At 44.0% G+C, this 24,876-nt stretch carries 24 protein-coding genes and 1 other annotated feature; of the genes, 19 read left to right on the top strand and 5 right to left on the bottom strand.

Going from position 1 to position 24,876, the window contains the following annotated elements; translation table 11 throughout:
* Window positions 1-70: 70 nt before the first annotated feature.
* Complete coding sequence (locus tag ECA01S_RS07885; RefSeq protein WP_067393639.1) at window positions 71-1,846, bottom strand: ABC transporter ATP-binding protein; 1,776 nt, start codon at window positions 1,844-1,846, stop codon at window positions 71-73.
* Window positions 1,830-3,563 (bottom strand): ABC transporter ATP-binding protein, encoded by a 1,734-nt coding sequence (locus tag ECA01S_RS07880; RefSeq protein WP_067393635.1) that lies wholly within the window; start codon window positions 3,561-3,563, stop codon window positions 1,830-1,832. Before ECA01S_RS07880 ends, ECA01S_RS07885 begins: the two co-directional genes overlap by 17 nt.
* A gap of 68 nt (window positions 3,564-3,631) precedes the next feature.
* Between ECA01S_RS07880 and ECA01S_RS07875 the strand changes: the two genes are divergently transcribed.
* Window positions 3,632-4,468: a MerR family transcriptional regulator gene (locus ECA01S_RS07875; protein WP_067393633.1), complete on the top strand. Its 837-nt coding sequence runs from the start codon at window positions 3,632-3,634 to the stop codon at window positions 4,466-4,468.
* A gap of 73 nt (window positions 4,469-4,541) precedes the next feature.
* A complete protein-coding gene (gene efp, locus ECA01S_RS07870) occupies window positions 4,542-5,105 on the top strand; it encodes an elongation factor P (RefSeq protein WP_067393630.1) in 564 nt (187 codons plus the stop codon).
* Window positions 5,106-5,145: 40 nt separating this feature from the next.
* Here the strand turns inward: efp and ECA01S_RS07865 are convergent, their stop codons facing one another.
* Window positions 5,146-5,745 (bottom strand): TetR/AcrR family transcriptional regulator, encoded by a 600-nt coding sequence (locus ECA01S_RS07865; RefSeq protein ID WP_067393627.1) that lies wholly within the window; start codon window positions 5,743-5,745, stop codon window positions 5,146-5,148.
* Between the two features lie 201 nt (window positions 5,746-5,946).
* On the opposite strand from ECA01S_RS07865, the gene ECA01S_RS07860 reads away from it, so the two are divergent.
* The 6 genes from ECA01S_RS07860 to ECA01S_RS07835 all read left to right on the top strand — a co-directional run bounded on the left by ECA01S_RS07860 (window position 5,947) and on the right by ECA01S_RS07835 (window position 13,355).
* A complete protein-coding gene (locus ECA01S_RS07860; RefSeq protein ID WP_067393624.1) occupies window positions 5,947-6,828 on the top strand; it encodes an ABC transporter ATP-binding protein in 882 nt (293 codons plus the stop codon).
* Between the two features lie 18 nt (window positions 6,829-6,846).
* Window positions 6,847-8,457, top strand: a complete 1,611-nt coding sequence (locus tag ECA01S_RS07855) for an ABC transporter permease (RefSeq protein WP_067393621.1) — start codon at window positions 6,847-6,849, stop codon at window positions 8,455-8,457.
* A gap of 79 nt (window positions 8,458-8,536) precedes the next feature.
* Window positions 8,537-8,745: a binding site (T-box leader), on the top strand.
* A 46-nt stretch (window positions 8,746-8,791) separates the two neighbouring features.
* Entirely contained in the window at window positions 8,792-10,090 is a 1,299-nt protein-coding gene (hisS, locus tag ECA01S_RS07850; protein WP_067393618.1) for a histidine--tRNA ligase, read from the top strand.
* An 11-nt stretch (window positions 10,091-10,101) separates the two neighbouring features.
* Window positions 10,102-11,868 (top strand): aspartate--tRNA ligase, encoded by a 1,767-nt coding sequence (gene aspS, locus ECA01S_RS07845; RefSeq protein ID WP_067393615.1) that lies wholly within the window; start codon window positions 10,102-10,104, stop codon window positions 11,866-11,868.
* A gap of 93 nt (window positions 11,869-11,961) precedes the next feature.
* Entirely contained in the window at window positions 11,962-12,900 is a 939-nt protein-coding gene (locus tag ECA01S_RS07840) for an alpha/beta hydrolase fold domain-containing protein (RefSeq protein ID WP_067393612.1), read from the top strand.
* 47 nt (window positions 12,901-12,947) lie between these two features.
* On the top strand, window positions 12,948-13,355 hold the full coding sequence (locus ECA01S_RS07835) for a DUF4809 family protein (RefSeq protein ID WP_067393607.1): 408 nt from the start codon (window positions 12,948-12,950) through the stop codon (window positions 13,353-13,355).
* Window positions 13,356-13,382: 27 nt separating this feature from the next.
* On the opposite strand, the gene ECA01S_RS07830 is transcribed toward ECA01S_RS07835, so the two are convergent.
* On the bottom strand, window positions 13,383-15,281 hold the full coding sequence (locus tag ECA01S_RS07830) for a BglG family transcription antiterminator (protein WP_067393605.1): 1,899 nt from the start codon (window positions 15,279-15,281) through the stop codon (window positions 13,383-13,385).
* A 202-nt stretch (window positions 15,282-15,483) separates the two neighbouring features.
* Here ECA01S_RS07830 and ECA01S_RS07825 point away from each other — a divergent pair, with 202 nt between their 5' ends.
* The 8 genes from ECA01S_RS07825 (at window position 15,484) to ECA01S_RS07790 (ending at window position 20,802) form a co-directional block, all read left to right on the top strand.
* Window positions 15,484-15,798: a PTS sugar transporter subunit IIB gene (locus ECA01S_RS07825; protein ID WP_067393603.1), complete on the top strand. Its 315-nt coding sequence runs from the start codon at window positions 15,484-15,486 to the stop codon at window positions 15,796-15,798.
* Between the two features lie 12 nt (window positions 15,799-15,810).
* Window positions 15,811-17,076 carry a PTS sugar transporter subunit IIC gene (locus ECA01S_RS07820; protein WP_067393600.1) on the top strand — a complete coding sequence of 422 codons (1,266 nt, stop codon included), beginning with the start codon at window positions 15,811-15,813 and terminating at the stop codon, window positions 17,074-17,076.
* Between the two features lie 12 nt (window positions 17,077-17,088).
* A complete protein-coding gene (locus ECA01S_RS07815; RefSeq protein WP_082703277.1) occupies window positions 17,089-17,424 on the top strand; it encodes a PTS sugar transporter subunit IIA in 336 nt (111 codons plus the stop codon).
* A 76-nt stretch (window positions 17,425-17,500) separates the two neighbouring features.
* Window positions 17,501-18,958: a glycoside hydrolase family 1 protein gene (locus ECA01S_RS07810; RefSeq protein WP_067393597.1), complete on the top strand. Its 1,458-nt coding sequence runs from the start codon at window positions 17,501-17,503 to the stop codon at window positions 18,956-18,958.
* Between the two features lie 138 nt (window positions 18,959-19,096).
* Window positions 19,097-19,690, top strand: coding sequence for a YczE/YyaS/YitT family protein (locus ECA01S_RS07805; RefSeq protein ID WP_067393594.1), 594 nt, complete (start codon window positions 19,097-19,099; stop codon window positions 19,688-19,690).
* 48 nt (window positions 19,691-19,738) lie between these two features.
* The gene (locus ECA01S_RS07800) at window positions 19,739-20,032 is read left to right on the top strand and encodes a nucleotide pyrophosphohydrolase (RefSeq protein WP_143139607.1); all 294 of its coding nucleotides are present in this window, start codon (window positions 19,739-19,741) and stop codon (window positions 20,030-20,032) included.
* A gap of 133 nt (window positions 20,033-20,165) precedes the next feature.
* Complete coding sequence (locus ECA01S_RS07795) at window positions 20,166-20,423, top strand: hypothetical protein (protein WP_067393592.1); 258 nt, start codon at window positions 20,166-20,168, stop codon at window positions 20,421-20,423.
* Between the two features lie 94 nt (window positions 20,424-20,517).
* On the top strand, window positions 20,518-20,802 hold the full coding sequence (locus tag ECA01S_RS07790; RefSeq protein WP_067393589.1) for a hypothetical protein: 285 nt from the start codon (window positions 20,518-20,520) through the stop codon (window positions 20,800-20,802).
* Window positions 20,803-20,964: 162 nt separating this feature from the next.
* Here the strand turns inward: ECA01S_RS07790 and ECA01S_RS07785 are convergent, their stop codons facing one another.
* Complete coding sequence (locus ECA01S_RS07785; RefSeq protein WP_067393586.1) at window positions 20,965-22,161, bottom strand: L-lactate MFS transporter; 1,197 nt, start codon at window positions 22,159-22,161, stop codon at window positions 20,965-20,967.
* Window positions 22,162-22,553: 392 nt separating this feature from the next.
* On the opposite strand from ECA01S_RS07785, the gene ECA01S_RS07780 reads away from it, so the two are divergent.
* From ECA01S_RS07780 to ECA01S_RS07770, 3 genes are all read left to right on the top strand, one after another.
* Window positions 22,554-23,312, top strand: coding sequence for an AzlC family ABC transporter permease (locus ECA01S_RS07780; protein WP_373277548.1), 759 nt, complete (start codon window positions 22,554-22,556; stop codon window positions 23,310-23,312).
* Complete coding sequence (locus ECA01S_RS07775; RefSeq protein ID WP_067393581.1) at window positions 23,305-23,619, top strand: AzlD domain-containing protein; 315 nt, start codon at window positions 23,305-23,307, stop codon at window positions 23,617-23,619. Before ECA01S_RS07780 ends, ECA01S_RS07775 begins: the two co-directional genes overlap by 8 nt.
* Before the next feature lie 182 nt (window positions 23,620-23,801).
* Window positions 23,802-24,875, top strand: coding sequence for an ABC transporter permease (locus ECA01S_RS07770; RefSeq protein ID WP_067393578.1), 1,074 nt, complete (start codon window positions 23,802-23,804; stop codon window positions 24,873-24,875).
* Window position 24,876: the final 1 nt, after the last annotated feature.

Raw genomic sequence — 24,876 nt, 5'->3', positions numbered from 1 at the left:
GCATTTGGTACGATTTGTACCAAAAAAAGCCTGACCACAAAGGATCAGACTTTTCGATAAATTGTTATTATTAAACCGCGAATTGGCTGTTGTATAGATTGGCATAGAAGGATTGCTTCTGCATTAACTCTTGATGGGTACCTTGCTCGATAATATCGCCATTTTGCATCACTAGGATTAAATCAGCGTTTTCGATCGTGGAAAGTCGGTGGGCAATGACAAAGCTAGTTCGGGCTTGTGTCAGTTGCGCCATCGCCCGTTGGATCAATTTTTCCGTGCGGGTATCTACGCTGGAGGTTGCCTCGTCCAAAATCAACAACTGTGGATCAGCTAGAATTGCACGGGCGATTGTCAGCAGTTGTTGTTGCCCTTGGGAGATGGCGGTGCCGTCTCCAGAAATGACCGTGTCGTAGCCTTGGGGCAGTGTGCGGATAAAGTGATCACATTGGGCTTTTTTGGCTGCAGTTACGATTTCGCTGCGTATTGCAGCGGGTTTGCCGTAGGCGATGTTTTCCGCTACCGTGCCTTCAAAGAGCCAGGTGTCCTGCAGAACCATGCCAAAATGTCGCCGTAAGTCAGCCCGGCTAAATTGGCGGGTATCTTGACCATCTAAAAGAATCTGACCACCAGTTACCTCATAAAAACGCATCAAAAGATTGATCAAGGTCGTTTTGCCAGCACCGGTAGGACCCACAACTGCAACCGTTTGTTGGGGTTGCGCCGTAAACGAGACATCTGTCATTAGTGGTTTGTCAGCTTGATAGGCAAAGGCCACATGTTGGAAACGCACTTCTCCTTTTAAATCTGGTAGAGGTTGAGCGGCTTCCTGCTTTTCCTCGGGCAAGTCAAGAATCTCAAAGATCCGCTCCAAGGCAGCTAAGGCGCTTTGCAGACTGTTGATGACGTAGGCGGCTTGTGTGATGGGTTCCGAGACTTGGTTAACGTATTGCAAATAAGCTTGCAGTACCCCAATCGTCAAATTACCTTGTAAAACCAAGTTGCCTCCTACGACCGCACTAACGACAAAGCCTAGTTGATTGACTAAACGAATTAAGGGATTGATGGCATAACTGACAAACTGAGCTTTTTTAAAGGCTTCGTATTGGGCATCGTTTAAAGCCGCCATTTTCGCCTTGACTTGTTCTTGCTGGTTAAAGGTTTTAATCAACAAGTTGCCGGTAAAATATTCTTCGGCTTGGGCGCCAACTGCCCCCAAAGTCCGTTGATTTTCAGCAAAATAGTGTTGGTTTTTAGCTGCTAAAAAGCGCGTCAGCAGGCTGCTGCCGACTAGTAAAACTAAAATGCCAGCCGTTAGCCAAGGACTGATAAAAAGCATTAAGCCGAAGCCAATTGCGATACTAAAGACGGCGGTAATCAGCTGCATCAAGCCCACTTGCAGGACTTCCGAGACCTTATCTAAGTCAAGCGTGGCACGCGTCAGTAAGTCACCCGTCTTATAGGTATCATAGAATTGCATGGGTAGTCGGTTTAGCTTGGCCGTCAATTCCTTACGCAGGGTCAGTGTCAAGGTTTCGCTGACGCTAGCCATCGTATTTTCCTGTAGAAAGGAGAAGAGACTAATAGCCAGCCAACAGCCTAGTAGCGCAAAAAGTGGTGCTTTTAAGACCGTTAGCAGTTCGTTGGTAGTGCCAGTTTTGATTAAGTGGATTAGCTGATCCAAGCCCCACCCCAGTAACAAAGGGGTCACGGCCATCAATAGGGCGAAACACAGGGCCGAGGTGAGAATCACTAAAAACTTCTGTCGCTGCTGTAATAATAGTTGCAACAAACGCTTGCTAGTAGCGGCGGTTGCTTGTGGTTTTTCTAACTCAACTTGCTTGCTCATTGCTAGCTCCTTTCAGCCCTTGAGACCGGGCAAATTCTTGATACACGGCGTTGCTGGCCATTAATTCTTTATGGGTGCCGGCGCCAACGATGCGTCCTTGATCTAAAACGATGATGTGGTCCGCCTGCATAACGGTAGCTAAGCGCTGAGCGACAATCACCACGGCTGCGTCCTGTAAATAGCTCTTTAACGCCTGTCTTAGGGCGGCATCGGTTTGATAATCCAAGGCAGAGAAGCTGTCATCAAAAAAGTAGAGATCCGCCGGCTTCATCAAGGCCCGGGCGATGCTTAGGCGCTGTTTTTGCCCGCCAGAGAAATTACTACCTTTTTGACTGACCGCTGCTTCAAAGCCGGCGGGCTGTTGGTGAATAAAATCCGCAGCTTGCGCCACCGTGGCCACTTGCTCCATCTTAGCTAGGTCAGCCTGCTGATCACCGTAGCGTAAGTTGTCGGCAATAGTGCCGCTGAATAAAAAGGCTTTTTGGGGGACATAACTGATTCGTGCTCGTAGATCCTGTTGTTTCAGGGTCCGGATATCTTGCCCGTGAAATAAAATGCGACCAGTGGTGACATCTTTTAAGCGTAGTAAAGCTTTAGCGATCGTGCTTTTCCCTGAACCAGTACCTCCAACAATGGCAAAGGTTTGCCCGCGATAAATTGTCAGGTCAAGGTCTTGCAGAACAGGTTCTTCGGCACCGCTATAGCTAAAGTTGACATGTTGGAAGCGCACGATGGCGGACTCGCTACTTGGTTGCAATTGCCGTGCGCCATCTTTGATTTCGGGCGTCTCTTGAATGACCGTTTGAATCCGTTCATAGGAAGAGAGGGCTTTAGGAATCATCACGATTACCATAGCGGCCATCGTTAGAAACCATAGACTTAAAATCGTATATTCACTGATAGCCGTTAAACTACCTACAGGAATCGTGCCGCTGACGCTAAGCCAGCCGCCAAAAGCTAAAATTGCTGTCATGCCAAGTCCCATAACTAGGTTGACGGTTGGATTCAAGACGGCAAAGAGCCGGTTGACTTTGATCATGATGGTGGCATACGCGGTGAAGCGCTGATCAGTCCGTTCTTTTTCAAAGGTAGTCTTATCGAAAGCGCGGATGACCTTAACCCCTGTTATCAATTCCCGCAAAACCTGCATCATCTGATCCATCTTCACTTGCATGACATGGGCTAAAGGTGTAGCTTGGCGAATCACCATGAGCGCAACCAAAGAAAAGCCTAAAATGGTAGCAATTGGAATCCAAATCAATTGCCAAGACACCATTCCGGTTAAAATGATGGACGCTAAACAGACTAAGGGAGCCGGTAAAATCATTTGAAAGCTCATCATGGCGATTTGTTGCAGATTGGTAATGTCACTAGTTGTGCGCGCTAATAGTGTTGGCGTGCCCAATTCATCGACGGTTGTAACCGAAAGGGTCTGGATTTTTTCAATCAGCTTGTTTCGCAGAAAATGTCCGAAGCGACCTGCTAGGACAGCGGAATAGTAGCTAGCTGCAATTGCCGTCAGACCCGTTAGAACCGCGACCCCTAGCATCAAACCACCATTTTGCCAAATGGTAGAAAGTGAGCCCTGTAAAATCCCCTCATCAATGATGGCAGCTACGTAGTAGGGCACCAGTAAAGTCCCAACTGCCTGTAAAATCATAAAAAGCAAGGTCAAGGTACTTTCCTTCTTATGTAGTTGATAAAATTGTTTCAACATTGTTTGTTCCTCCTCTCGACTATGCTAGAATAAACTGTAACGTAACGTTACAGTCAAGGAGGTTTTTCATGAAACGTCTACTTTCTATTAGTGAAATGGCCGCTTATGCCGGCGTTAGCCGCCGAACACTACTTTATTATGATGAAATCAATCTATTTAAACCCACTCAAATTGGTGAAAATGGCTACCGCTATTATGGAATTGAGCAGTATGAGGAGTTAGACCTGTTACTGATTTTGCGGGCTTTAGGTATGCCGCTACAGGATATCCGTCAGTTTTTGAAAAACCGCAATCCGGCCTACGCACAAAAAGAATTTACGCGGCAACGGGCAAAAATCGATCGAAAGATCCAAAAATTGCAGGAAACGAGAACGGCCATTGATGGCTATTTGGCTCGTTATGAAAAATTAGCGCAGCTTGATTTTGAGGAATTGACCTATAATTATCGCCCAGCTGAGTATTTTCTGGCTTCAGAATGGATCGAGAATGTCGATGAGATGAATACCTTTGAAGTGTATACGCGCTTCTATTCGTTGGTAGAGGCCCGTGACTTATTTAGCGGACATCCCATCGGTTTTATGTCAGAAGGGCGCTATTTCCAGCAGCAGAATTTTCATGCTGCGCCTTATCGTGCTTTGGTAAAGCTGCCGGAAGAACGGTTATCTCGCTATCCTAAGGAGCAGATCCTGCAGCGACCAGCCGGGACCTACGTTTCTGGTTTTACGCGGGATGAACTCCACCAGCTAACCACCTTCAATGACCGTTTCCGGCGTTATCTAGAAACCCATGAATTAGTGATTGATGGCGATATTTGGGAGCTTTTGTGGCAAGATGAAACTGCCGCAGCCAACCGCGAGCAGCAAGTTTTTGAGGTGATGTTGCCGGTTAAGCCTCGCAATCAATGAATCTTTGCTAGCTACTAGCCCGCTCTTTTGCTACAATGAGTGAGGATCATAACCAACAAAGGAGAATGTAAAGATGATTGCAGCAAGTGATTTAAGAGCTGGTATGACATTTGTCCAAGACGGCAAATTAATCAAAGTATTAGATGCCAGCCACCACAAACCTGGTAAAGGGAATACCGTTATGCGTATGAAATTACGCGACGTTCGGACTGGGGCGACTTATGACACAACTTTGCGTCCTGACGAAAAATTTGAAAAAGCCCATATCGACACGAAACCGGTTCAATATTTGTACACAATGGACGATATGGCGTTCTTCATGGATCTAGAAACCTATGAACAATATGAGATCCCGGTGGAAACCGTAGCGGAAGAAATGAAATATATCTTGGAAAACATGGAAGTGAAGATCCAATTCTTCGGTAGCGAAGTGATTGGTCTGCAACTGCCAACGACGGTGGTTTTACGCGTAGTTGAAACGCAGCCATCCATCAAAGGCGCAACGGTTACCGGTTCTGGTAAACCAGCCACAATGGAAACCGGCTTAGTAGTCAACGTGCCAGATTTCATTGAAACGGATGAATTGTTAGAAATTAATACACAAGAAGGTACGTATTTAAAACGCGCCGCTAAATAACAAAAAGTCTTGGGCCATTATAGTGACCCAAGACTTTTTTCTATTTAGGAGCAGGGGCGATGCCTTTTAACAAAACCTCTACCCATTCGGCGGTATACGGTAAGATGCGGGAATAGATCAAAGGTGAAGAGAGCCCTTCAACGAGTGCTTGGAAATAGAGCAATAGAAATTCATCGGAATATTTTAGGTCTACCTTGCCTTCTTTGCGGCCACGGTGGAATAATTCTAGCATGACTTGGAGACTTTGCTGGGTGTATTCCTCATGGATTAGGGTTTGACCTTGGGGGCCTTCCGCCGTCAAGGTGTCCATTAAATCAATAAAAAAACGGCGTTGGGTTGTTTCAAATTTATCCAGTTCGTAACGGCTAGTAGCCATGATGGTTTCTTCAAAAGGTAATTGCGCGTTGATAATTGCCATAGATTCCTGTTTCATAGTCTCTAAAAAATCCTTAAAGACGGCTTGAATCAAATTTTCTTTGCTTTGAAAATATTTGAAGACGGTTGCCTTTGAAACGTGGGCCAGCTGGGCGACTTTATCCATAGTCAGATTATCGACGCCGCTTTCCGTATTCATCAATTGAAAAGCCGCCTCTAAAATCTGGCGTTGCTTCGCAGCTGCTCGTTTTTCAAAACCATTCATTAGAATTCGCCTGCTTTCATCAATAGTTGGAAAATCTCTTCCTATTATATAAGAGATATTATGAACTGTAAATGAAAAAATAGTTTAAAATACTTGCTGTTTTCGTTGACTAGTCTGCTAGAAAGAGATATTATGAACTCGTTAGATGGATATAGTTTAAAATTAACGGATCATAGAACGAATATCAAGGGAGTCTTAAAAATGGGAGAAATGGTAAAAGTTCAAGGGCTGCAAAAGAAATTTGGAAAATTTACGGCATTGCATGATGTGTCATTTTCCGTCAATCCGGGAGAAGTGGTGGGCTTCATCGGTCCCAATGGTGCGGGCAAATCAACCACAATTCGCACACTTTTAGGGATTATTCAGCGGGATGCCGGGGAAGCAACTATTTTTGGTAAAGATGTTTGGCGGGATAGTCTTGCTATCCACAAAAATATTTCTTATGTACCGGGAGACGTGTCTTTATGGGGCAGTTTGACTGGTGGCGAGATTATTGATCTATTTATGAAACTGCATGGTCAAGGGGATCCGGCTAAGCGGGATTATCTAATTGAACGTTTTGAGTTAGATCCCAAGAAAAAAGCCAAAGGTTATTCAAAGGGAAATCGCCAAAAAGTGGGCTTGATTGCGGCTTTAGCAGTAGAGTCTGAATTGTATATTTTTGATGAACCAACTTCCGGTTTGGACCCATTAATGGAGGCTGTTTTCCAAGAAGAAGTAGCAAAAATCAAACAGGCAGGCAAAGCCATCTTATTGTCTTCCCATATTTTAAGCGAAGTCGAACGGCTGGCCGATAAGGTGGTTATCATTCGTCAAGGACGGGTGGTAGAAACTGGTGCTTTAGAAGAATTGCGCCACTTAACCCGTTCGACAGTCACAATTGCCGCTAAAGGGGACTTGAATACCTTGGCACAAGTTCCGGGAGTTCATGATTTGAAATTGACCGCTAAACAGGCGACCTTCTCGGCAGATAACCAAGAAATCAATGGAATCCTAGCTGCTGCCGCAAAACTTGATGTGACGAAATTTGAAGCTGTGCCGCCGACACTGGAAGATCTTTTCATGCGGCATTATCAAGGTTAGCGGGACGGAGGAAGAGACATGACGGAAAATTTTGCTCGTTGGAGCGTACTGCTATGGCAGTATTTAAAGCGTGATTGGAAGAAAATACTATTTTGGATAGCTGGTCTAGGTCTTTTTACCGGCGGCTTTGTGCCGGCCTTTGAAGAGCTAGCCAAAGGTCAAGGCTTGCAGGGAATGTATGAGACAATGCAAAACCCCGCGATGGTGGCAATGATTGGACCTTCGCCGGTGACACAAGCTGCAGATTATACAGTTGGTGCCATGTATGCCAATGAAATGCTGCTTTTTTCAGGATTATTTGCCATGATTATCAGTGCCCTGCATGTGGTGAGTCATACCCGTAAAGAGGAAGACTTGGGCTTAACGGAATTGGTTCGCTCCTTCCAAGTAGGACGTTTAGCCAACTCCTTCGCCGTTTTGGTAGAAGTAGTGTTGATCAATCTACTATTGGCGGCCTTTATTGGCACTTTAATGACTAGCTTTGGAGTCACTTCCATGGAGGCGGGTGGCGCTTATCTTTTTGGGGCCTCTGTTGGTTTAGCGGGCCTTTTAGGTGGGGTAATTGCGCTAGTATTTGCACAAATCATGCCTAATAGTTCTGGCGCTACCGGAGTTAGCCTGGCCATTGTGGGCGTACTCTATACGTTACGAGCTAGTAGTGATGTCACGAATATCGACTGGTCTTATTGGAATCCCATGGGGTGGACTTATTTAACCCATCCCTTCACCAATAACGATAGTAAGCCACTACTTTATGGCTTAGTATTCAGTGTAGTTATGACGGGGGTTGCCTTTCTGTTGGAAAGTCGTCGTGATATGGGGGCCGGCTATTTGCCTGAGCGGGAAGGGCGCGCCCACGCGAAAGCGACCTTGCTTTCAGTACCAGGTCTACTACTACGTCTGAATCGAGGCGTTATTATCAGCTGGTTAGTGGCCTTTGTCTTATTAGGGGCAGCCTATGGGTCGATTTATGGTGATATGCAAACCTTTTTGGAAAGTAATGATTTGCTAAAACAAATGTTTACGCAGTCAGGCGTTTCTCTAGAAGCCTCCTTTACTAGTACGATTATGCTGATCTTAGTGGGCTTAGCAGCTATTTTACCAATTGTTTTAGTCAATAAGTTAGCAGCTGAAGAAAATCGCGGCCACCTTAGCCAGTTATTTGCGACAAAAGTCAGTCGCGGTAAGTGGTATTGGACCACCATTTTCTTAGCAATTGTGATGGGAGCGCTGGGTATTCTGTTGACGGCAGGTGGCTTAGGCGGCGCGGCTTTGGCTGTGATGGGGGATAGTACCTTATCCATGTCAGATTTTCTAGCCGCGGGCTTCAACTTCTTACCAGCTGTCCTCTTCTTTACTGGTTTGGCGGCGGTGTCCTTAGGTTGGCTACCAGGGGCCGGCAAAGTAATTTATGCTTACTTAGCCTATTCACTATTGTTGAATTACTTTGATGGTATCTTGGATTTACCTGATTGGTTTTTAAAAACGGCGATTCAAAGCTGGTTGCCGCAGCTGCCAGTAGCTGATTTTGAATGGGTTCCCTTTGTAGTGATCACTTTAATCAGCATTGGCCTTTTCCTATTAGGTTATGTTGGCTACCGACAACGGGATCTTTCAGAAGGCATCTAATCAAACTGACTGCCAGGCAACAAAAGTAAGGTTGGGACTTGACTTTCCTGACACTATCTTGTAAGTTTATAAATAATATCAAGATTCAGTGAAAGAAAGAGTAGTTATAGGGCGTGCTTAAGAGAGGACCTGCCGTGGCTGAAAGCAGGGACATGTATTCTTTATAATGAAAGACATTCTGGAGAAGAGTGTGTGCAAAGCCACTCCGTTCACGAGCGTTAATCGTAAAAGAGGGGATTTTTTCCCAATTTAGGTGGTACCGCGTGTGCATTGTCGCTCGTCCTTTGTTTAACAAAGGACGGGCTTTTTTGTATTCACAGAGAGGATGAAGAAAATGAATTATCAACGACCAAAAGGAACCAATGACATTTTGCCTGGCGCTTCGGAAAAGTGGCAGTTTATTGAAGAAACGGCCCGTTTGTTGTTCCGCGACTATCAATACCAAGAAATTCGGACACCCATTTTTGAGCATTACGAAGTGATTGCCCGTAGTGTCGGGGATACGACCGACATCGTTTCAAAAGAGATGTATGATTTCTATGATAAAGGGGAGCGTCACGTTACCTTGCGACCAGAAGGCACTGCCCCCATCGTTCGTTCGTTTGTCGAAAATAAATTATACGGTCCCGAGTATACGAAACCCTACAAAATGTTTTATGTTGGGCCTATGTTCCGCTATGAACGTCCGCAAGCTGGCCGTTTGCGACAATTCCATCAAATCGGGGTGGAAGCCTTTGGTTCGGCTAATCCCGCGGTGGATGTGGAATCAATGGCGATGGCGTTAGACTTTTTCAAGCAATTAGGCATTAAACATGTTTCCTTAGTAATCAATTCATTAGGAGACAAAGAAAGTCGGCAAGCCTATCGGCAAGCGCTGATTGATTATTTATTGCCTTTTGAAGCGGAATTAAGCCAAGATTCACAACGACGTTTGCGGGAAAATCCGCTGCGCGTTTTAGATAGTAAGGATCCTAAAGATAAAAAAGTCGTGGCGCAAGCGCCATCGATTTTAGACTACTTAAACGAAACCAGCCGGGCGCATTTTGAAGCGGTCAAGAGTATGTTAGCGAGTTTGTCGATTCCTTTTGTGGTGGATAGCAACATGGTGCGGGGCTTAGATTATTATTCCCACACAATTTTTGAAATCATGAATGATGCCAAAGGGCTAGGGACCCAAACAACGATTTGTGCTGGTGGCCGTTATGATCACTTGGTAGAAGAGCTAGGTGGCCCGGCTACCCCAGCCTTTGGTTTTGCCATGGGGATTGAACGGGTCTTGCTGACTTTAGAAGCAGAAGAAGTTATTATCCCAGTAATTGAAGAATTAGACGCTTATGTGGTGGGCTTAGGTGAAGCCACCAACATGGAAAGCTTGAAATTAGTTCAAGCAATTCGCGGCTTCGGCTTTTCGGCTGATCGCGATTTCTTGAACCGCAAAGCAAAAGCCCAATTTAAGACAGCCAATAAGTTAAATGCAAAGTTGGTCTTTACTTTAGGGGAAGATGAACTAGCCCAAGGCCAAGTCAAAATCAAAAACATGACTTCTGGTCATGAGCAAACCTATGCTTTAGCGGACGTTTATGCAACCTTTGATGAGATTTATGACGAAATGACCACCATCATGTTTGAATAGGAGTGAAGAAAATGGAAAGAACCGTTTATTGTGGCGAAGTCAGCCAAGAGTTAGTCGGACAGGAACTGACATTAAAAGGATGGGTGCAAAAGCGCCGTGATTTAGGTGGCTTGATTTTTATCGATTTGCGCGACCGCGAAGGCATTGTCCAAGTTGTCTTCAATCCTGAGCATGCTAAAGAAGCTTGGGAAGTCGCTGATACTTGTCGGAGCGAATTTGTCTTAGAGGTCCGCGGCAAATTAGCTAACCGGACGCCAGAAGCTGTTAACAACAAGATGAAGACAGGAGCCTTTGAGCTGATTGCGGACGAGATCGTGATCTTGAACCAAGCGAAAAACCCGCCATTCCTAATTGAAGACGACAACAATGTTAATGACGACCTACGGATGAAATACCGTTACTTAGATTTGCGCCGTCCCTCTATGCTGCAAAACTTTAAGCTGCGCCACCAAGTGACGAAATCAGTCCGTCATTATTTAGATGACCATGATTTTATGGATGTGGAAACACCTTACTTGGCGAAATCAACGCCAGAAGGTGCGCGGGACTACTTGGTGCCTTCACGAATCCATGCGGGGCATTTCTATGCATTGCCACAGTCGCCTCAAATCATCAAACAGCTATTGATGGGGGCCGGTTTTGACCGCTACTATCAAATTGTTAAATGTTTCCGTGATGAAGACTTGCGGGGGGACCGACAACCAGAATTTACCCAAATCGATATTGAAACGACTTTCTTAACGCCAGAAGAAATTCAAACCTTCACAGAAGAAATGTTAGCCAAAGTGATGCGGGAAGCCTTGAACGTGGAAATTCCACTGCCATTCCCACGTATGAACTATGACGAAGCCATGAGCCGTTATGGTAGCGACAAACCAGATACTCGTTTTGAGATGGAACTAGTAGACTTATCTGAAACAGTTAAAGACGTTGACTTTAAAGTATTCCAAATGGCGCTGGAAAATGGCGGTCAAGTTAAGGCAATCAACGCCAAAGGGGCGGCTGCTAACTATTCTCGTAAAGATATGGATCAACTAGGCCAATATGTCGGTCAATTTGGCGCCAAAGGTTTAGCTTGGGTCAAAGTGGAAGCCGATGGTCTAAAAGGACCGATCGCTAAATTCTTGACTGAAGCCGGTGACGCCATTGTAACTGCCATGGACGCTGAACCAGGCGATTTACTGATGTTTGCTGCTGATCAACCAGCCATCGTGGCTGCGGCTTTAGGCGCAGTACGGACTCGTCTTGCTAAAGAGTTAGGCTTGATTGATGAAAGTAAATTCAACTTCTTGTGGGTCGTTGATTGGCCGCTTTTAGAATACGATGAAGAAGCCGGCCGCTATGTGTCAGCACATCATCCTTTCACTTTGCCAAAAGCGGAACATATTCCACTATTAGCCACAGATCCAGGGAAAGTCCACGCAGAAGCCTATGACGTTGTCTTGAATGGTTATGAATTAGGGGGCGGTTCTTTGCGGATTTATCAGCGTGAAGTCCAAGAGCAAATGTTTGCTACTTTAGGCTTTACGAAAGAAGCTGCCGAAGAGCAATTTGGTTTCTTATTAGAAGCCTTAGACTATGGGTTCCCTCCACACGGCGGTATTGCCTTGGGATTGGACCGTTTAGTAATGTTGTTGGCAGGTAAAGATAATATCCGGGAAGTCATCGCGTTCCCTAAAAATGGCAAAGCCATGGATCCTATGACGGAAGCACCAAGTCCGGTTTCACCATTACAATTATTTGAATTGAACTTAGATGTAACCTCAGTGGAAGAATAAAAGAGTCCCGCGCAAGCGGGCTCTTTTTTTAGTAGGGTATTTCACTTATGGAAAATAAGCAAAGTGCGGTATCATAAAGGTGAGGTGAGACAGATGAAGAAAAGATATTGGTTGGCTGGCTTAGCTTTAGGTGGTTATTTGTGGAGCCGCCTGCCTCAACACCCTAGCCCTAAAAGCCGCCTAGTGGAACAAGCCGTTCGCCATTTACCGATTTTTCCTAAGCGCTCGTATGCTGAGTCTTTTGAAAATAGTTTAAGGGCTTATGAACTGCCTAAAAGCGCCCGCAACTATCCTTACAAGCTTTATCGTGATTTTCGGGATACCTTTGAATTAATCCCTTATAATGACTGGTCAGAGTATACAATTTTTTACTTACACGGCGGTGCCTACTGGGCTCCACCGGCTAGTTTTCATTTTAAGTGGCTGAATCAAGTGGCAGAACAGCTGCAAGCCCGCATTATTTTGCCGGTTTATCCGAAGGCGCCCGCCTATCATGCTCAAGATGCCCATCGCATGGTAATGGAACGCTATCAAGCGCTTTTGGCTGAAACCCCGGCGGAAAAAATTATTTTGATGGGGGATTCTGCAGGGGCTGGTTTAGGCTTGGCGCTATTACAACAATTACGGCAAGCAAAGCTACCTTTGCCGCAACAAGCCATTTTCATTTCGCCCTGGTTGGATATTACCATGACAGATTCGTTGATTTTACAATTGCAGCCTAATGATCCTATGCTGGAAGCGGATCGGTTACGGGAGCAGGGGGCTATTTATGCTGAACCACTAGCGCCAACGGACCCTTTAGTGAGTCCTTTATATGGTCCGCTGGCTGATTTGCCGCCGGTGACAATTTTTACCGGTACCCATGACATCTTACATGGTGACGCTTTGCGTTATCAAGAAATAGCGCAACGGCAGCAATTACCCGTCAAGGTTTTGACCTATCAGGATATGATGCATGTTTTCCCATTACTACCAACCCCAGAAGGCGCCGATGCGACGGAGAAAATCATACAGTTAATTCGTCAAAGCTGACTTAACGAACTGCCGAAAAAAGGGTATAATGACCGCGAGGTGATGAAATGGAAACCATCAAGATAACGAGTAAAGAATATATCACAGAAGGTGGCTGCAATGCTTGTGGTCCTATCAACTACAAGAATTATGTGTTGCATTTTGAGGACGGCAAAAGTATGACGGCTGAAGGCTTAGAGGTGGCAGCTCTAGTCATGACCCTCGCGCAAAAGAAGGGCTGGCGGACAGAGCTGAACTTTGATAGCGAAGAAGATGTAATCTTGTTTACTAAAGATGCACGCCAAGTCGCTTTAAACGAAGGCTACAATCAAATCATGCTAACATATCAAGCTAATGGTCAAACCATTAAGACTAAAAATAGTCTGGCGGAGGCTGAAGTATTAGCGAAGACTCAGCAAATTTTCCAAGAATTATTCCAAGAAGCTCCGGTAACATTTGAACTCAGTGAAGCTTAAAAAGCTGAACGCCTGATAAAAAGGCGTTCAGCTTTTTTTTAGTAATAATTGACGAAACTCTTGGAAAGAGGTGATTTTTAAGAGTTGGGAGTAGGTCTCGGGATGATCAAATAGATCAATGACCGCCTCGTAAATATCAAAAAACTGTTTGCGGTCAAATTCATTTAAGGCGGTTAGCAGTACGATATGGACCTTTTTATCTTGCCACTTGATGCCAGCTTTTGATAAGGCCACAGCAATGGTGGTTTTATCAGCTTCCGTGTGGATTGAGTGAGGAATTGCAATAGCATCATAGGCGGTTGAAGCGGCTTGTTCCCGCTCTTGAACATGCTGATAGAAACCAGTTGGGACGACTTCCTGTTCCTGTAGGCGCTGGCACATAACCTTTAGCAAAGGATCCCGTTCTCTTTCCGGGGGTTCCAACCAAAAAACACTTTCCGAAAAGTAGCGGTCAAAGTTTTCAAATAAAATTTTGCGTTTTTGAAATGACCGAATCGTCGCCAGTTCACTGATTAGATGATTCTTTTGTTCTTCATTGAAGATAGGTGAAAGCTGCACGGTATGATAGTGATTTGTAAAAGGCGCATCCAAGGTCGAAATCAACAAGTCAAAGTCCAACGCAGCAACCTCCGTTAATTGTGGGACGACAGCAATGATATTCAAGGTATTGTTGAAGTGCTTTTCGATTTCTTGATAGAGTTTGACATCGAGATCCATATATTTGGGACAAAGTAAGACGGTCCGAATCTTGCTTTGGTTTTTGCGCTGTTCTTCTAGTTCAGAGCCAATATGTAAGGCTAAATAGCCGCATTCATCTTCTGGTATCGTGACGTTATAAGTTTGTCCCACTAGTAAAGCCACGTAAACGGCAATGGCATAAACGATAGGGAAATCCTTTTTGATGGAAGTTAGCATGGGGTTTTTAATAAAATTCTGTTCTTTGGCCCGCGCTACTAGTCCACTTAAATGGAGGGCAAATGAAACGGTAAAAGCTTGACTATGTAAGTTGATGCCATAATTTTCATGGACCTTTTGGACGATATAGTCCACTTGCTGGAGTAACTCTGTCCCTTCGACCGCCTGGATTTTTTGGAAATCATTGGTTGGTAAGTAATTAGTATTTGCTTGAAATAGCACGTGCATTTCTTCCCGTTCGGAGGCATTTAAATGGATCGTAAAGGCCGCTTCCAAATCAGCAATCAGATAATTCACTAATTGGGCTTGCTCTGGTCCTAGCCAAACACTAGAAGTTTCCCGCGCCACCAAAACGTGACCATTGCGGACAGCTTCCACCAAGATTAATAGGTGCAGCACGAGATTCATAAAAGCAAAATCGTTCAAATAATAGTTGGTTTTTTCGGTGACTTGCCGGATTAATCTAACGATTTTTTGAACATCCTCAGGACAGAAATTCTTCTCTAAAATCGCCATGTCAATAAACTGACGCGGCATTTCCTCAAAAATCACCAAGGACATTAAGCGGCGTTTTTCTTTCTCTTCCCCTTCAATCACCAGCGTCTCATGACGAATGGCAAAGCGCAGCTCCTCGGAGCCAAAAGTGCGGCTCATTTTTGTTAAATCACTACGTAAAGTCGACTCGCTGACGAATAATTCAGTTTCGATTTCCATAATGGTCAAGCTGCGATGCTTAATCAAGGCTTCTTTAATCATATAAAGGGCCCGAGCTTTAAAGGAGTCAGGCAATTCTCGTGGCACTGGTTCCAATAATTGTAAAACAGCTTCCCGTTGAACGCAATACCCCTTGTTAGTGGCTTCAATCATCTCGGGAGCTATGGTATTCAACTCGGCGATGTAGTTTTTGACGGTGCGTTTTGAAATGCCTAATGCCTGGGCAATAGCCGTGGAAGAAATAACAGTATCCTGTTGCAATAAAAACAGCAATAATTCACGTTGCTTTTCTTTCATAACAAAACGCTCCTCCCTTTACAGACGTATACAATCTTATTATAGAGGTTATAGATAACGGTTTCAACCGGGTTTTGTCTTTTGTTTGATTTGCACTGCACCGGTGCAAAAGTCCATTTGAAAGATAACGGAAAAAAATCAATAATAAGAGTGTAAACAACGACCGGTTGTCATAAAAAAACAAAACTTGGAGGTATGGAAAATGGAAGCGATTCACTTAATGTTATGTTGTGGAGCAGGGATGTCAAGTGGGTTTTTAGCACAGAAAACACGTAAAGCGGCTAAAAAGCGTGGGATTGCCGCATCAGTAGAAGCAAAAAGTGAAAGTGAAGCAACACAATACTTTGATAGTATCGATGTCTTATTACTGGGACCACACTACGCAGCTTATCAAACAGAAATGCAAGAACAGGCACAACCTTACAATGTGAAAGTAGCTGTTATTCCGCAAGATATTTACGGCATGTTAGATGGAGAAGGTCTACTGGACTTTGCTATCGAACAGGTCGATCGCTAAAGGAGGCGCATCATGAAAAAATTTATGGATTGGCTAGCAAATTCTTTTGCACCAAAAGCCAAGATCTTAACTCAAATGCCAGCGGTGGCGGGACTTTCCAGTGCCATGCAAAAGTTGATTCCCTTTATTTTAACGGGCTCACTAGTCTTCTTCTATAATGTATTCCGCTCATACCTACCGGCCTTGCCGGATCTAGGCAATATTTCCAATTATTCTTTCGGGTTGATCGGCCTGGTGGCAGCCTTCATGGTAGCCAACCAATACATGGAAAAATTCAAACATCCAGGCTATACCATCACAGCTGGGATCGTCTCCATCTGTTCCTTAATGATGTTCCTACATCCAGTCGGAGCTGAAGAAGGCGTTTATGACATGGGACGCGTAGGACCTTCAGGTATTTTGATTGGGGTCATCGTCGGAGCCGTGGTAAGTATGATTTTCCACTTCTACGCAAAAATCGGTTTATTCAAAAATAGTGAAGCTCCTGACTTTATCATTGAGTGGGTCAACAATATCATTCCTATTTTTGCTAGTTTAGGTTTCTGGTCTGGCTTAATTTTCGGTCTGAAAATTGACATCTTTGAAGTAATCATTGGCTTGTTCGCTCCAATTCAAAATTTTGGTCAATCTTTGCCGGGCTTGATTTTACTGGTGTTGATTCCTGCTTTCTTCTATTCAATGGGTATCTCTACTTGGTTATGGTCAGCCATTCAAAATCCGATTTTTATCGCCGGTATTGCCGCTAATACCTTAGCCGTGGAACAAGGCTTAGTGCCAACTAATATTGTCACGAACGAAGTGGTTTACAGTATTGGCTTGATCATGATGGGGGGCACAGGGGCGACCTTGGCCTTGAACATTATGATGATGTTCTCGAAAGCCCGCAAGTTGAAAACCTTAGGACGCATCTGTATCTGGCCTTCTATTTTCAACATCAATGAGCCTTTAGTTTTTAGTACGCCAGTTGTGATGAACCCGTTGCTGATGATGCCAATGTGGATCAACTCGATTATCGGTAGTTGTGTCATTTGGTTTGTCATGAAAGGCGGCTTACTGAAGATTCCTTATGAATTGATGCAATTGGCTCAAATTCCCGCACCAATCTCCAGTGTGATTCTAACGAAGGATTTCCGGGCGGTGATCATTTACTTGGCGCTATTCGCGGTCTACTTTGGCGTCTGGTACCCATTCTTTAAAGTGTATGAAAAAGAAGTTTTAGCAGAAGAAATCCAAGAAAAAACCGTTGATCAAGCAAAAGCAATCAGCGAGATGGCATAAGAGGTGAAAAAAATGGAAATGATGGAAGATAACGAATTGATCCCCGTGGCGATGCAGATTATTCTACACGCCGGTAACGGTCGCACTAAAGCGCAAGAAGCAATCAAACATGCAAAAGTAAGAAACTTCGCAGCCGCTAAAGACTGCCTAAAAGAAGCTAAAGATAATATCGTTTTAGCCCATAAGTCGCAAACTTCAGTAATTCAAAATGAAGCGGCTGGCAAAAGCTATCAGCCGTGTCTATTGTTTACCCATGCGCAAGATCACTTGATGACCATCACTAGCGAGGTCAATATGACGCGTGACTTGGTCGACCTATTTGAAACAATCACCGTGGCAGCGGTCTAGTAACTAATGAACACTCTGACGAAGTCCGTTATTGACTCATCTTCAGAGCAAAAAAGATGATGAGGAGCAGAAAAAAATGACTAATACATTTCCAAAAGACTTCCTATGGGGAGCAGCAACTAGTGCCTATCAAGTAGAAGGAGCAGCAGAAATCGCCGGTAAAGGCCTTTCTCAGCAGGACGTAATCAATCGCGAGCGTAACCAGCAATTCGGTTTTGCGGACGCTAGTGTGGCTAGTGATCATTACCATATGTACAAAGAGGATATCGCACTCTTTAAAGAAATGGGCTTTACCAGCTATCGTTTTTCCATAGCTTGGTCCCGAATCTTTCCAGAAGGAACTGGCAAGGTCAATGAAGAAGGCGTTCAATTTTACCGTGACTTAATCAATGAATTGAAGGCTAACGGAATCGAACCGATTCCGACGTTATATCACTACGATTTGCCTTGGGCTTTGGTGGAAAAATATGGGGGCTGGTTATCACGAGAAGTCGTGCAAGACTTTGAGGTTTTTGCTAAATATGTCGTTAATGAATTCAAAGATGACGTAAAATACTGGATCACCATCAATGAGCAAAGTATCATCGTGCAATACTGGACACAAAAATGCTACATTTTGCCAGAGTATCGCGATCAGAATCAACTACGCTACCAAATCAACCATCATATGAACCTAGCACAAGCCATCGCTTGTAAATATATCCACGAAGCAGGTGGTTTAGCAGGACCAGCCTTAGGCTATGCACCAGTTTACGCTCGGACTTGTAAGCCGGAAGATCAATTAGCGGCCTTAAATGCGAATGACTTGCGCAACACGTACTATTTAGATGTCTATTTCCGTGGTCATTACAATGTCGCAGCTTTGACTTATTTACAGCAACATGGACTGGCACCAGTGATGGAAGCGGGCGACGAGGAATTGTTTGCAGAAAACCTTTCTGACTTCTTCGCCATTAACTACTATGACAGTCAATGTGCCCATGCTTGCCCGGCAGAAATTACAGAGCATAGCTGGTCAGGTTATAACTTGACTGGGAAAAAAGGCGATATGTCTGGTTTTGAAACCCATCCTGGTTTTTATCAAATGTGCCCAAATCCGGAATTACGAACAACAGATTGGGATTGGGCCATTGATCCAATCGGCTTAGAATATGTCTATCGTGATCTTTATACACGCTACCGGGTACCATTTATGATTACTGAAAATGGCCTAGGCTCGTATGATGAACTGACTCCTGAAGGTCGCGTTCATGATAGCTACCGTATTGATTATTTAAGTGAACATATCCAAGCAACGAAACGTGCCATGGATCTAGGGGTTGAAGTTTTAGGCTACATGCCTTGGTCAGCGATTGATTTACTGTCTACAAGTAATGGCTACAAAAAGCGTTATGGCTTGGTCTATGTTGACCGGACGGATGAAGATCCTAAAGCATGTCAACGAATTCGGAAAGATTCCTTCTATTGGTATAAAGAAGTTATTGCCAGCGATGGTGCGAACTTAGCAGTCGATAACTTTATGACAACCGTTTAATTACCATGAGGGTGGGACAGCAGCGTCTAACTCAGAAAGATAAGAAGTTGCTTCTGCTTCCACCGTTTATTCGGATAGGAAGCGTCTGGGACATAACTTTTTGAGTTATGTCCCAGACGCTCTTTTAGGAGGAAAATCATGATTAAAAATTTTATTCTAGGCTTATTATTTGCGTCCTTAGGTGCCGCTCTTTATAGTCAAGCAGGGCTAGGCATGGATGCTTTTAGCACCTTTTCCTTAGGAATTGCCATTCAGACCGGTCTTTCTTTTGGCACAGCCTGTCTGATTAGCGGGCTAATGCTTTTGGCAGTATTATTTTTGTTAGATCGTCGGCAGGTTCGCATCGGGGGTGTTTTATACGCCTTTGGGTTAGGCTTGTGTATCGATGGCTGGCTGTGGGTGCTGAACCATTGGGGCATCGAGCTGCCTTCCCTATTGATGCTGATGGTGGGGGTGGCATTATTCGCCTTAGGTATCGCCCACTATATTCGGGCGAATATCGGCAGTGGTGCTGTCGAAGCTTTCGTGACTTTTTTGTGCGGCATTTTTCAGAAGAAGATGTGGCTAATGCGCATCATCGCCGACGCCGGTTTTCTAGTGGCGGGGATCTTGTTAAGCGCCCAATTTGGTTGGGGTACGGTTATTGGCGTGGTGGCTATGGGTCCGTTAGTGAACATCTTTTTGACCATGCTAGCGAAAACACCACAGTTTGTCCGGGAGACTTCTGATTAGTTGTGTTTCTCCCAGCACTCTTGTATGCTAAGGCAAAGGAGTGGTTCCATGAACAGTATGGAAAAAATTAATCAATTTCGTGATGAACGCAACTGGCGTCCCTTTCACAATGAAAAGGACTTAGCGTTATCGCTGACATTAGAAGCCGCCGAATTACTAGAGCTTTTTCAATGGAAAACGGCAGACGAAGCGATTCAAAATACCGAGCGCTTAAAGGAAGAATTGGCGGATGTCTTGATTTACGCTTATATGTTGGCAGATAATCTTGATTTTGATATTGATGAGATTATTGCTGAAAAGCTAGTAAAAAATGCGATTAAATATCCTGCACCAACTGCCTAAACGCGAAAATGATCTCACTGCGAGGTCATTTTTTTCTTGCCCGTTGTTAGCATGGTATAATGAAAGTAGTCAAGATAATGATGGTCGTATCGTTTTTTGGAAAGCTCGTATCGTGTTAAGGAGGATGATGAAGATGACAGAATCAGAATTTCTTAAGCAAGCCTTTGGTCGGGATTTATTGGTAACCTTCCCCAAAGATGATCGTTTACCAGCGGTGGGCAGCTATCCCAAACTGGCAAAATTAGGCCGGTATGTGACGCATGAGTTGGCTGGTGGCGTCATTAGATTAAACAGCACCACGCCTAAAGCAGAAATCCAAAAAATATTTTCAGAAGAATTGCAGCTGCCTCTTTCAGAAGTAACCGTCACTGATACGATTCCGACAACTTAGACGATAATTTTCGATGTGACATAAGCGGAATTTTTTTTGAATCAGATTCAAAAAAATTGCAGGTTGTTGAGGCTTTTAGTAGGAGGGAAGCACTATGTTTGACCAGTTGAAAAAGAAACAAGCTGAGCGACGGGAGCTAAGAAAACAACAATTACGTAAGAAAAACTTTGAGTTGCGGCAAGTGGGTAAAGATCCGCTGAAGGGCTGGCATAAAATGATTGATACCGGCATGAGCGGTAGTTGTATGCGGGGCGCAGTGGTCATTGTTGATATAACCGGCAAGAATTTGGAGACGTATAACTTTTTTAGTGAGGCCCAAAAGCAGCTTGCTTACGAAGTGAACCGAAGCAACCTTTCTCACCAGGAAACAGGTAATTGATACTCAACTGTTTAGGAGTAGTATCTAGATAACGGCTGTCTTTAGCTAAGGGATAGCGTTCATAATTAGGTACACTTTATTTAAAAGTACAGCAAAACCGCCGATAAACTGCAATGTTTGTCGGCGGTTTTGTTGTCTAGTCAAATTTTGAAAAGTATTTGCTTATGCCTCGTCTGCATCAAGGACAGTCCGCTTCTTTTTCGCTGCAAAGAAGAAGATTAAAACGGCAGCTACGAGAGTCATCACGGTAGCGATAATCAAAGCTAGAGAGTACGAGCCAGTGGCTTCTTTGATTCGGGAAGCAACAGAAGGTCCCATGATTGAGGCGATACCATAAGCAGTAAACATCCAACCGTAGTTGGCGGCGGCTTTGGAGGCGCCCCAGTTTTCGGCCGTAATGCCAGGAAATGAACCTAAGAGTCCGCCGAAAGATGAAGGAATCAGAATAAGTCCTAAAATACCCGCCATACTGCCTAAACTAGTGTTGAAATTCAGCAGTAATAAGCCGAGAGCGGAAGCTAAAAACATTAGGAAGACGGTGATATAGCGGCCTAATTTGTCTGAGATGGTGCCCCAAGCGATGCGGCCCACCGTGTTGGCAATGCCGACGATCATCACAATCATAGTCCCACTACCTAGTGAGTAATAGGCAGCTAGGCTGGCGGCATGACCAATAATCATCATACCACTAGTCGCCCCAAAGACATAAACAACCCACAGTAACCAGAAATTTCCTTCTTTGAGCATTTCCTTATAGTTTTTATCTTGATTAACAGTTTGAATCGTTGTCGTAGTAGGAGCTTTGGCCATCCAAAACGAGGCGCCGCACACAATCACGAGAATCACCAAGCCAACGATTTTAAAGGTGGTTGCCACACCTAAAGATTGAATCATATTGGTAGCTAGCGGTGCTAAAATAATGGAACCTGAACCAAAACCAGCTGCTGTTAAACCGCCAGCCAAGCCTTTTTTATCAGGAAACCATTTGACGGTTAGTGAAGTGGCTGTCCCGTAACCCGCGCCATTACCTAAACCAACGATAATACCGTAAGTGAGATAGAGCATGGGAATACTGGTAACAAAGCCTGTTAAAAACATGCCCATACCGGACAAAATACCGGAAGCTAACACGACTTTTTTGCCACCATACTTATCAATGATAGGGCCACAAATAATCATGCTAATAGGAACCATTGCAAAGGAAAGACTAAAAGCTAATGAGGTCTGACTTAATGTCCAATCTGAATGAACTTCTAATAAAGCGGCTTGAAAGACCGACCAAGCATAACCAGCTCCTAATGAGATATTGACCATGATTGCCGCCACCAAAATTGCCCATCTGTTTTGTACTTTTTCCATAATTCCCTCCTATTTATAAAAAACGCTTACAATCGGACTTTTAGTGTAAAAGGAATTTGACTGTACGTCTACCAAGACCTGCTAATGCTCGCTATAAGTAGCGTTAATACAAAGGCAATTTCAGCCATCTGGGCATGATTAAGCTATGCTTATAGATCAGCTTTCTGACTAACGAGTTTTCATAATGGCAAAAGGTGTTTCTGAAGGACGAATACAAAATCTTATAACCTGAAGGCGCGTGATAGCAATAGCGACAAGAAGATCAAAAAGTCAATTAAGTAAATTCTTAGGGAATCCTTTTCATAAAAACGACATATTTAGAAAAAAGTGTGGTAGAATGTGTACGCTGTTTGTTGAAACTTTTCATGTTTTTTGAAGGAAGGATTTACATGTTGAAAGAGAAAAAGACTTGGATCGAGGCGTTCCACGCAGTCTTGCCTTTATGTCTGAGTTATATACCTGTGGGATTGGCTTGCGGGGTATTGTTGCAAAAAGTTGGATTTAATCCTTTTTTGACCGCTTTCTTATCGATTTTAGTTTTTTCCGGTGGCGCGCAATTTTTGCTGGCCTCCATGTTGACCGTCCATGCTTCGGCCATGTCGACGATCTTGATGACCTTCTTTTTAGAATTGCGGTATGCACTGCTGAGTTCCAGCATGTCTCTTTATTTAAAAAAGGAAAAACGTTCTTTTTTAGCAGTGTTTTCGCAATCATTAAATGATGAAAACTATGCTGTTAATTACTTGAAATACTCTACTGACCCGACGTGGAATCGGGACAAAGCCTTGCTGGTAAACTGGATGTCACTAATCTCTTGGCTAATCAGTAATGTCACCGGAACGGTGCTGGGCTCCTTGATTCATATCGATGCAGATTTAGTACATTTTGCTTTGACATCGATGTTTATCTTTATGTTCGTGATGCAGATGAAGGATGCTTTGCTCATCGTATCGGGAATTTTTTCTGGTATTTTAGCTGTCATTTTTATGTTGGCTTTTCAAAATACTTTTGGGTTGATTTTGGCAACGGTGTTGGCTTCTTTAGCTGGCTTTGCGCTGGAACGACTTGTGAAAAAACACCGAGTAGCGGAACCGCAGGGAGAAACCAATACACCGCTATTCCCATTCCAGGAGGAAGATCCACATGACTAGTTCCTTGATTTTACTGATTTTAGGCTTATTTTTAGCTTCCTACTTACCACGAGTGATTCCGTTATTCTACTTTTCTCGTCGTCAAGTGCCTGTCTGGTTTAGCGACTGGATGAAATATGTACCGGTTGCTTTATTCGCTGCATTATCCTTTAAAGATGTCTTTATTACCCATGATCACTTGGACTTAGCTTGGAATGTCAAAATTTTGGCCATGTTGATTGTTGTGGGAGTTGCTTACAAATCCCGCTCGATGGCCTTGTCGGTTTTAACCGGCTTAGGCGCTGTCTTTTTATTAAGTATGATTTGATTTGCAAGATAATTAAATAAGTAAATGAAACTGTTTGGTCATTGGCCAGACAGTTTTTTTGTAGCGAATTACGCAGCGATGCGAACTGTAAAAAAGAACTTTCACATTTTCAAGCAAATTTAGTGACACTGTGTCACCAAAAGAGTATACTCAGCTTCGTACTAAAGAAAAGGGGCGAAGATATGTTTTTAGCTTTAAAAGAAATGCGATACTCCAAACTCCGTTATGGCTTGATTATCGGCATCATGTTTTTGGTAGCTTATGTGGTGTTTATGCTATCGGGATTAGCCAGCGGACTTTCGGAAGAATTTAAAAAAGGTATTGATGACTGGGATGCGCAACACATCGTCCTCTCAGAAGATGCCAATAAAACCTTTGCGGCATCTTCGTTAAAGCGCCAAGATGTAGAGCGAGTAACTGGTGAAAAAGCGCCAATTGGTTTATACAGTGGCGCTATCAGTGAAGGTGATGAAAAAATCAACATTACGGTTTTCGGGACGAACCAAGATGCCTTCTTGCTACCAAAAGTAACAGAAGGTACGTCCTTTACTAAAGCTGATGAAATTATTGTTTCCCAAAACTTGGCAAATAAGGGATACAAGGTAGGCGATAAAGTCAAAATAGGGAACGCTAAGAACGAGTTGACTATCGTGGGAATTTTCCCGGAAACATTTTATGCCGTAACGCCGGTGGTTTACACTTCACTCGATACGTGGACGGAGTTAAAATTCGGCACCCAACCATTTGTTAGTGATGAAGAAAAACCAGTGAATGCCATCGTGACCAAAGGACAGGCTCAAGTCGATAATGGTGAGGGTACGAAATTGCAAAAACTAACAATTGCCGATTTCATTGAAAATTTACCGGGCTTCTCTGCGCAAAATCTGACGTTAGATGCTATGATCTACTTCCTATTTGTGATTGTTGCCGCAATCATTGGGATCTTTATGTATGTGATTACGTTACAAAAAACGGCGATTTTTGGGGTTATGAAAGCTCAAGGGATCGGTAACAGCTTTTTGGTCCGTTCAATCGTGGCCCAAGCCTTTATCGTAGGCGTTATTGGTGTTATCAGCGCCTTTGTTTTAGCCTATGGCACCAGCTTTGTCTTGCCAGAGGCGATGCCATTTGCCGTTATGTTGGAACGCTGGCTCCTGTATAGTGGTATTTTGATTATCGTGGCAATCTTAGGCGGCTTATTCTCAATTCGGACGGTTACAAAAGTTGATCCAATTACTGCGATTGGAGGGATATAGC

The organism is Enterococcus canis NBRC 100695 (genome assembly GCF_001544375.1).
In the GTDB taxonomy this organism is placed as follows: Bacteria; Bacillota; Bacilli; order Lactobacillales; family Enterococcaceae; genus Enterococcus_H; species Enterococcus_H canis.
This window is presented reverse-complemented; position numbering and strand designations above follow the sequence as displayed.

Bases quoted from the DNA above. Each gene is read 5' to 3' on its own strand.
- ECA01S_RS07830 (WP_067393605.1), bottom strand. From the start codon at position 15,281: ATGAAAGAAAAGCAACGTGAATTATTGCTGTTTTTATTGCAACAGGAT.
- ECA01S_RS07775 (WP_067393581.1), top strand. From the start codon at position 23,305: ATGACTAGTTCCTTGATTTTACTGATTTTAGGCTTATTTTTAGCTTCC.
- ECA01S_RS07805 (WP_067393594.1), top strand. From the start codon at position 19,097: ATGATTAAAAATTTTATTCTAGGCTTATTATTTGCGTCCTTAGGTGCC.
- ECA01S_RS07865 (WP_067393627.1), bottom strand. From the start codon at position 5,745: ATGAATGGTTTTGAAAAACGAGCAGCTGCGAAGCAACGCCAGATTTTA.
- ECA01S_RS07825 (WP_067393603.1), top strand. From the start codon at position 15,484: ATGGAAGCGATTCACTTAATGTTATGTTGTGGAGCAGGGATGTCAAGT.
- ECA01S_RS07860 (WP_067393624.1), top strand. From the start codon at position 5,947: ATGGGAGAAATGGTAAAAGTTCAAGGGCTGCAAAAGAAATTTGGAAAA.
- ECA01S_RS07840 (WP_067393612.1), top strand. From the start codon at position 11,962: ATGAAGAAAAGATATTGGTTGGCTGGCTTAGCTTTAGGTGGTTATTTG.
- efp (WP_067393630.1), top strand. From the start codon at position 4,542: ATGATTGCAGCAAGTGATTTAAGAGCTGGTATGACATTTGTCCAAGAC.
- ECA01S_RS07810 (WP_067393597.1), top strand. From the start codon at position 17,501: ATGACTAATACATTTCCAAAAGACTTCCTATGGGGAGCAGCAACTAGT.
- ECA01S_RS07880 (WP_067393635.1), bottom strand. From the start codon at position 3,563: ATGTTGAAACAATTTTATCAACTACATAAGAAGGAAAGTACCTTGACC.
- ECA01S_RS07790 (WP_067393589.1), top strand. From the start codon at position 20,518: ATGTTTGACCAGTTGAAAAAGAAACAAGCTGAGCGACGGGAGCTAAGA.
- ECA01S_RS07885 (WP_067393639.1), bottom strand. From the start codon at position 1,846: ATGAGCAAGCAAGTTGAGTTAGAAAAACCACAAGCAACCGCCGCTACT.
- ECA01S_RS07835 (WP_067393607.1), top strand. From the start codon at position 12,948: ATGGAAACCATCAAGATAACGAGTAAAGAATATATCACAGAAGGTGGC.
- hisS (WP_067393618.1), top strand. From the start codon at position 8,792: ATGAATTATCAACGACCAAAAGGAACCAATGACATTTTGCCTGGCGCT.
- ECA01S_RS07875 (WP_067393633.1), top strand. From the start codon at position 3,632: ATGAAACGTCTACTTTCTATTAGTGAAATGGCCGCTTATGCCGGCGTT.
- ECA01S_RS07815 (WP_082703277.1), top strand. From the start codon at position 17,089: ATGGAAATGATGGAAGATAACGAATTGATCCCCGTGGCGATGCAGATT.
- ECA01S_RS07800 (WP_143139607.1), top strand. From the start codon at position 19,739: ATGAACAGTATGGAAAAAATTAATCAATTTCGTGATGAACGCAACTGG.
- ECA01S_RS07855 (WP_067393621.1), top strand. From the start codon at position 6,847: ATGACGGAAAATTTTGCTCGTTGGAGCGTACTGCTATGGCAGTATTTA.
- aspS (WP_067393615.1), top strand. From the start codon at position 10,102: ATGGAAAGAACCGTTTATTGTGGCGAAGTCAGCCAAGAGTTAGTCGGA.
- ECA01S_RS07795 (WP_067393592.1), top strand. From the start codon at position 20,166: ATGACAGAATCAGAATTTCTTAAGCAAGCCTTTGGTCGGGATTTATTG.
- ECA01S_RS07770 (WP_067393578.1), top strand. From the start codon at position 23,802: ATGTTTTTAGCTTTAAAAGAAATGCGATACTCCAAACTCCGTTATGGC.
- ECA01S_RS07785 (WP_067393586.1), bottom strand. From the start codon at position 22,161: ATGGAAAAAGTACAAAACAGATGGGCAATTTTGGTGGCGGCAATCATG.
- ECA01S_RS07820 (WP_067393600.1), top strand. From the start codon at position 15,811: ATGAAAAAATTTATGGATTGGCTAGCAAATTCTTTTGCACCAAAAGCC.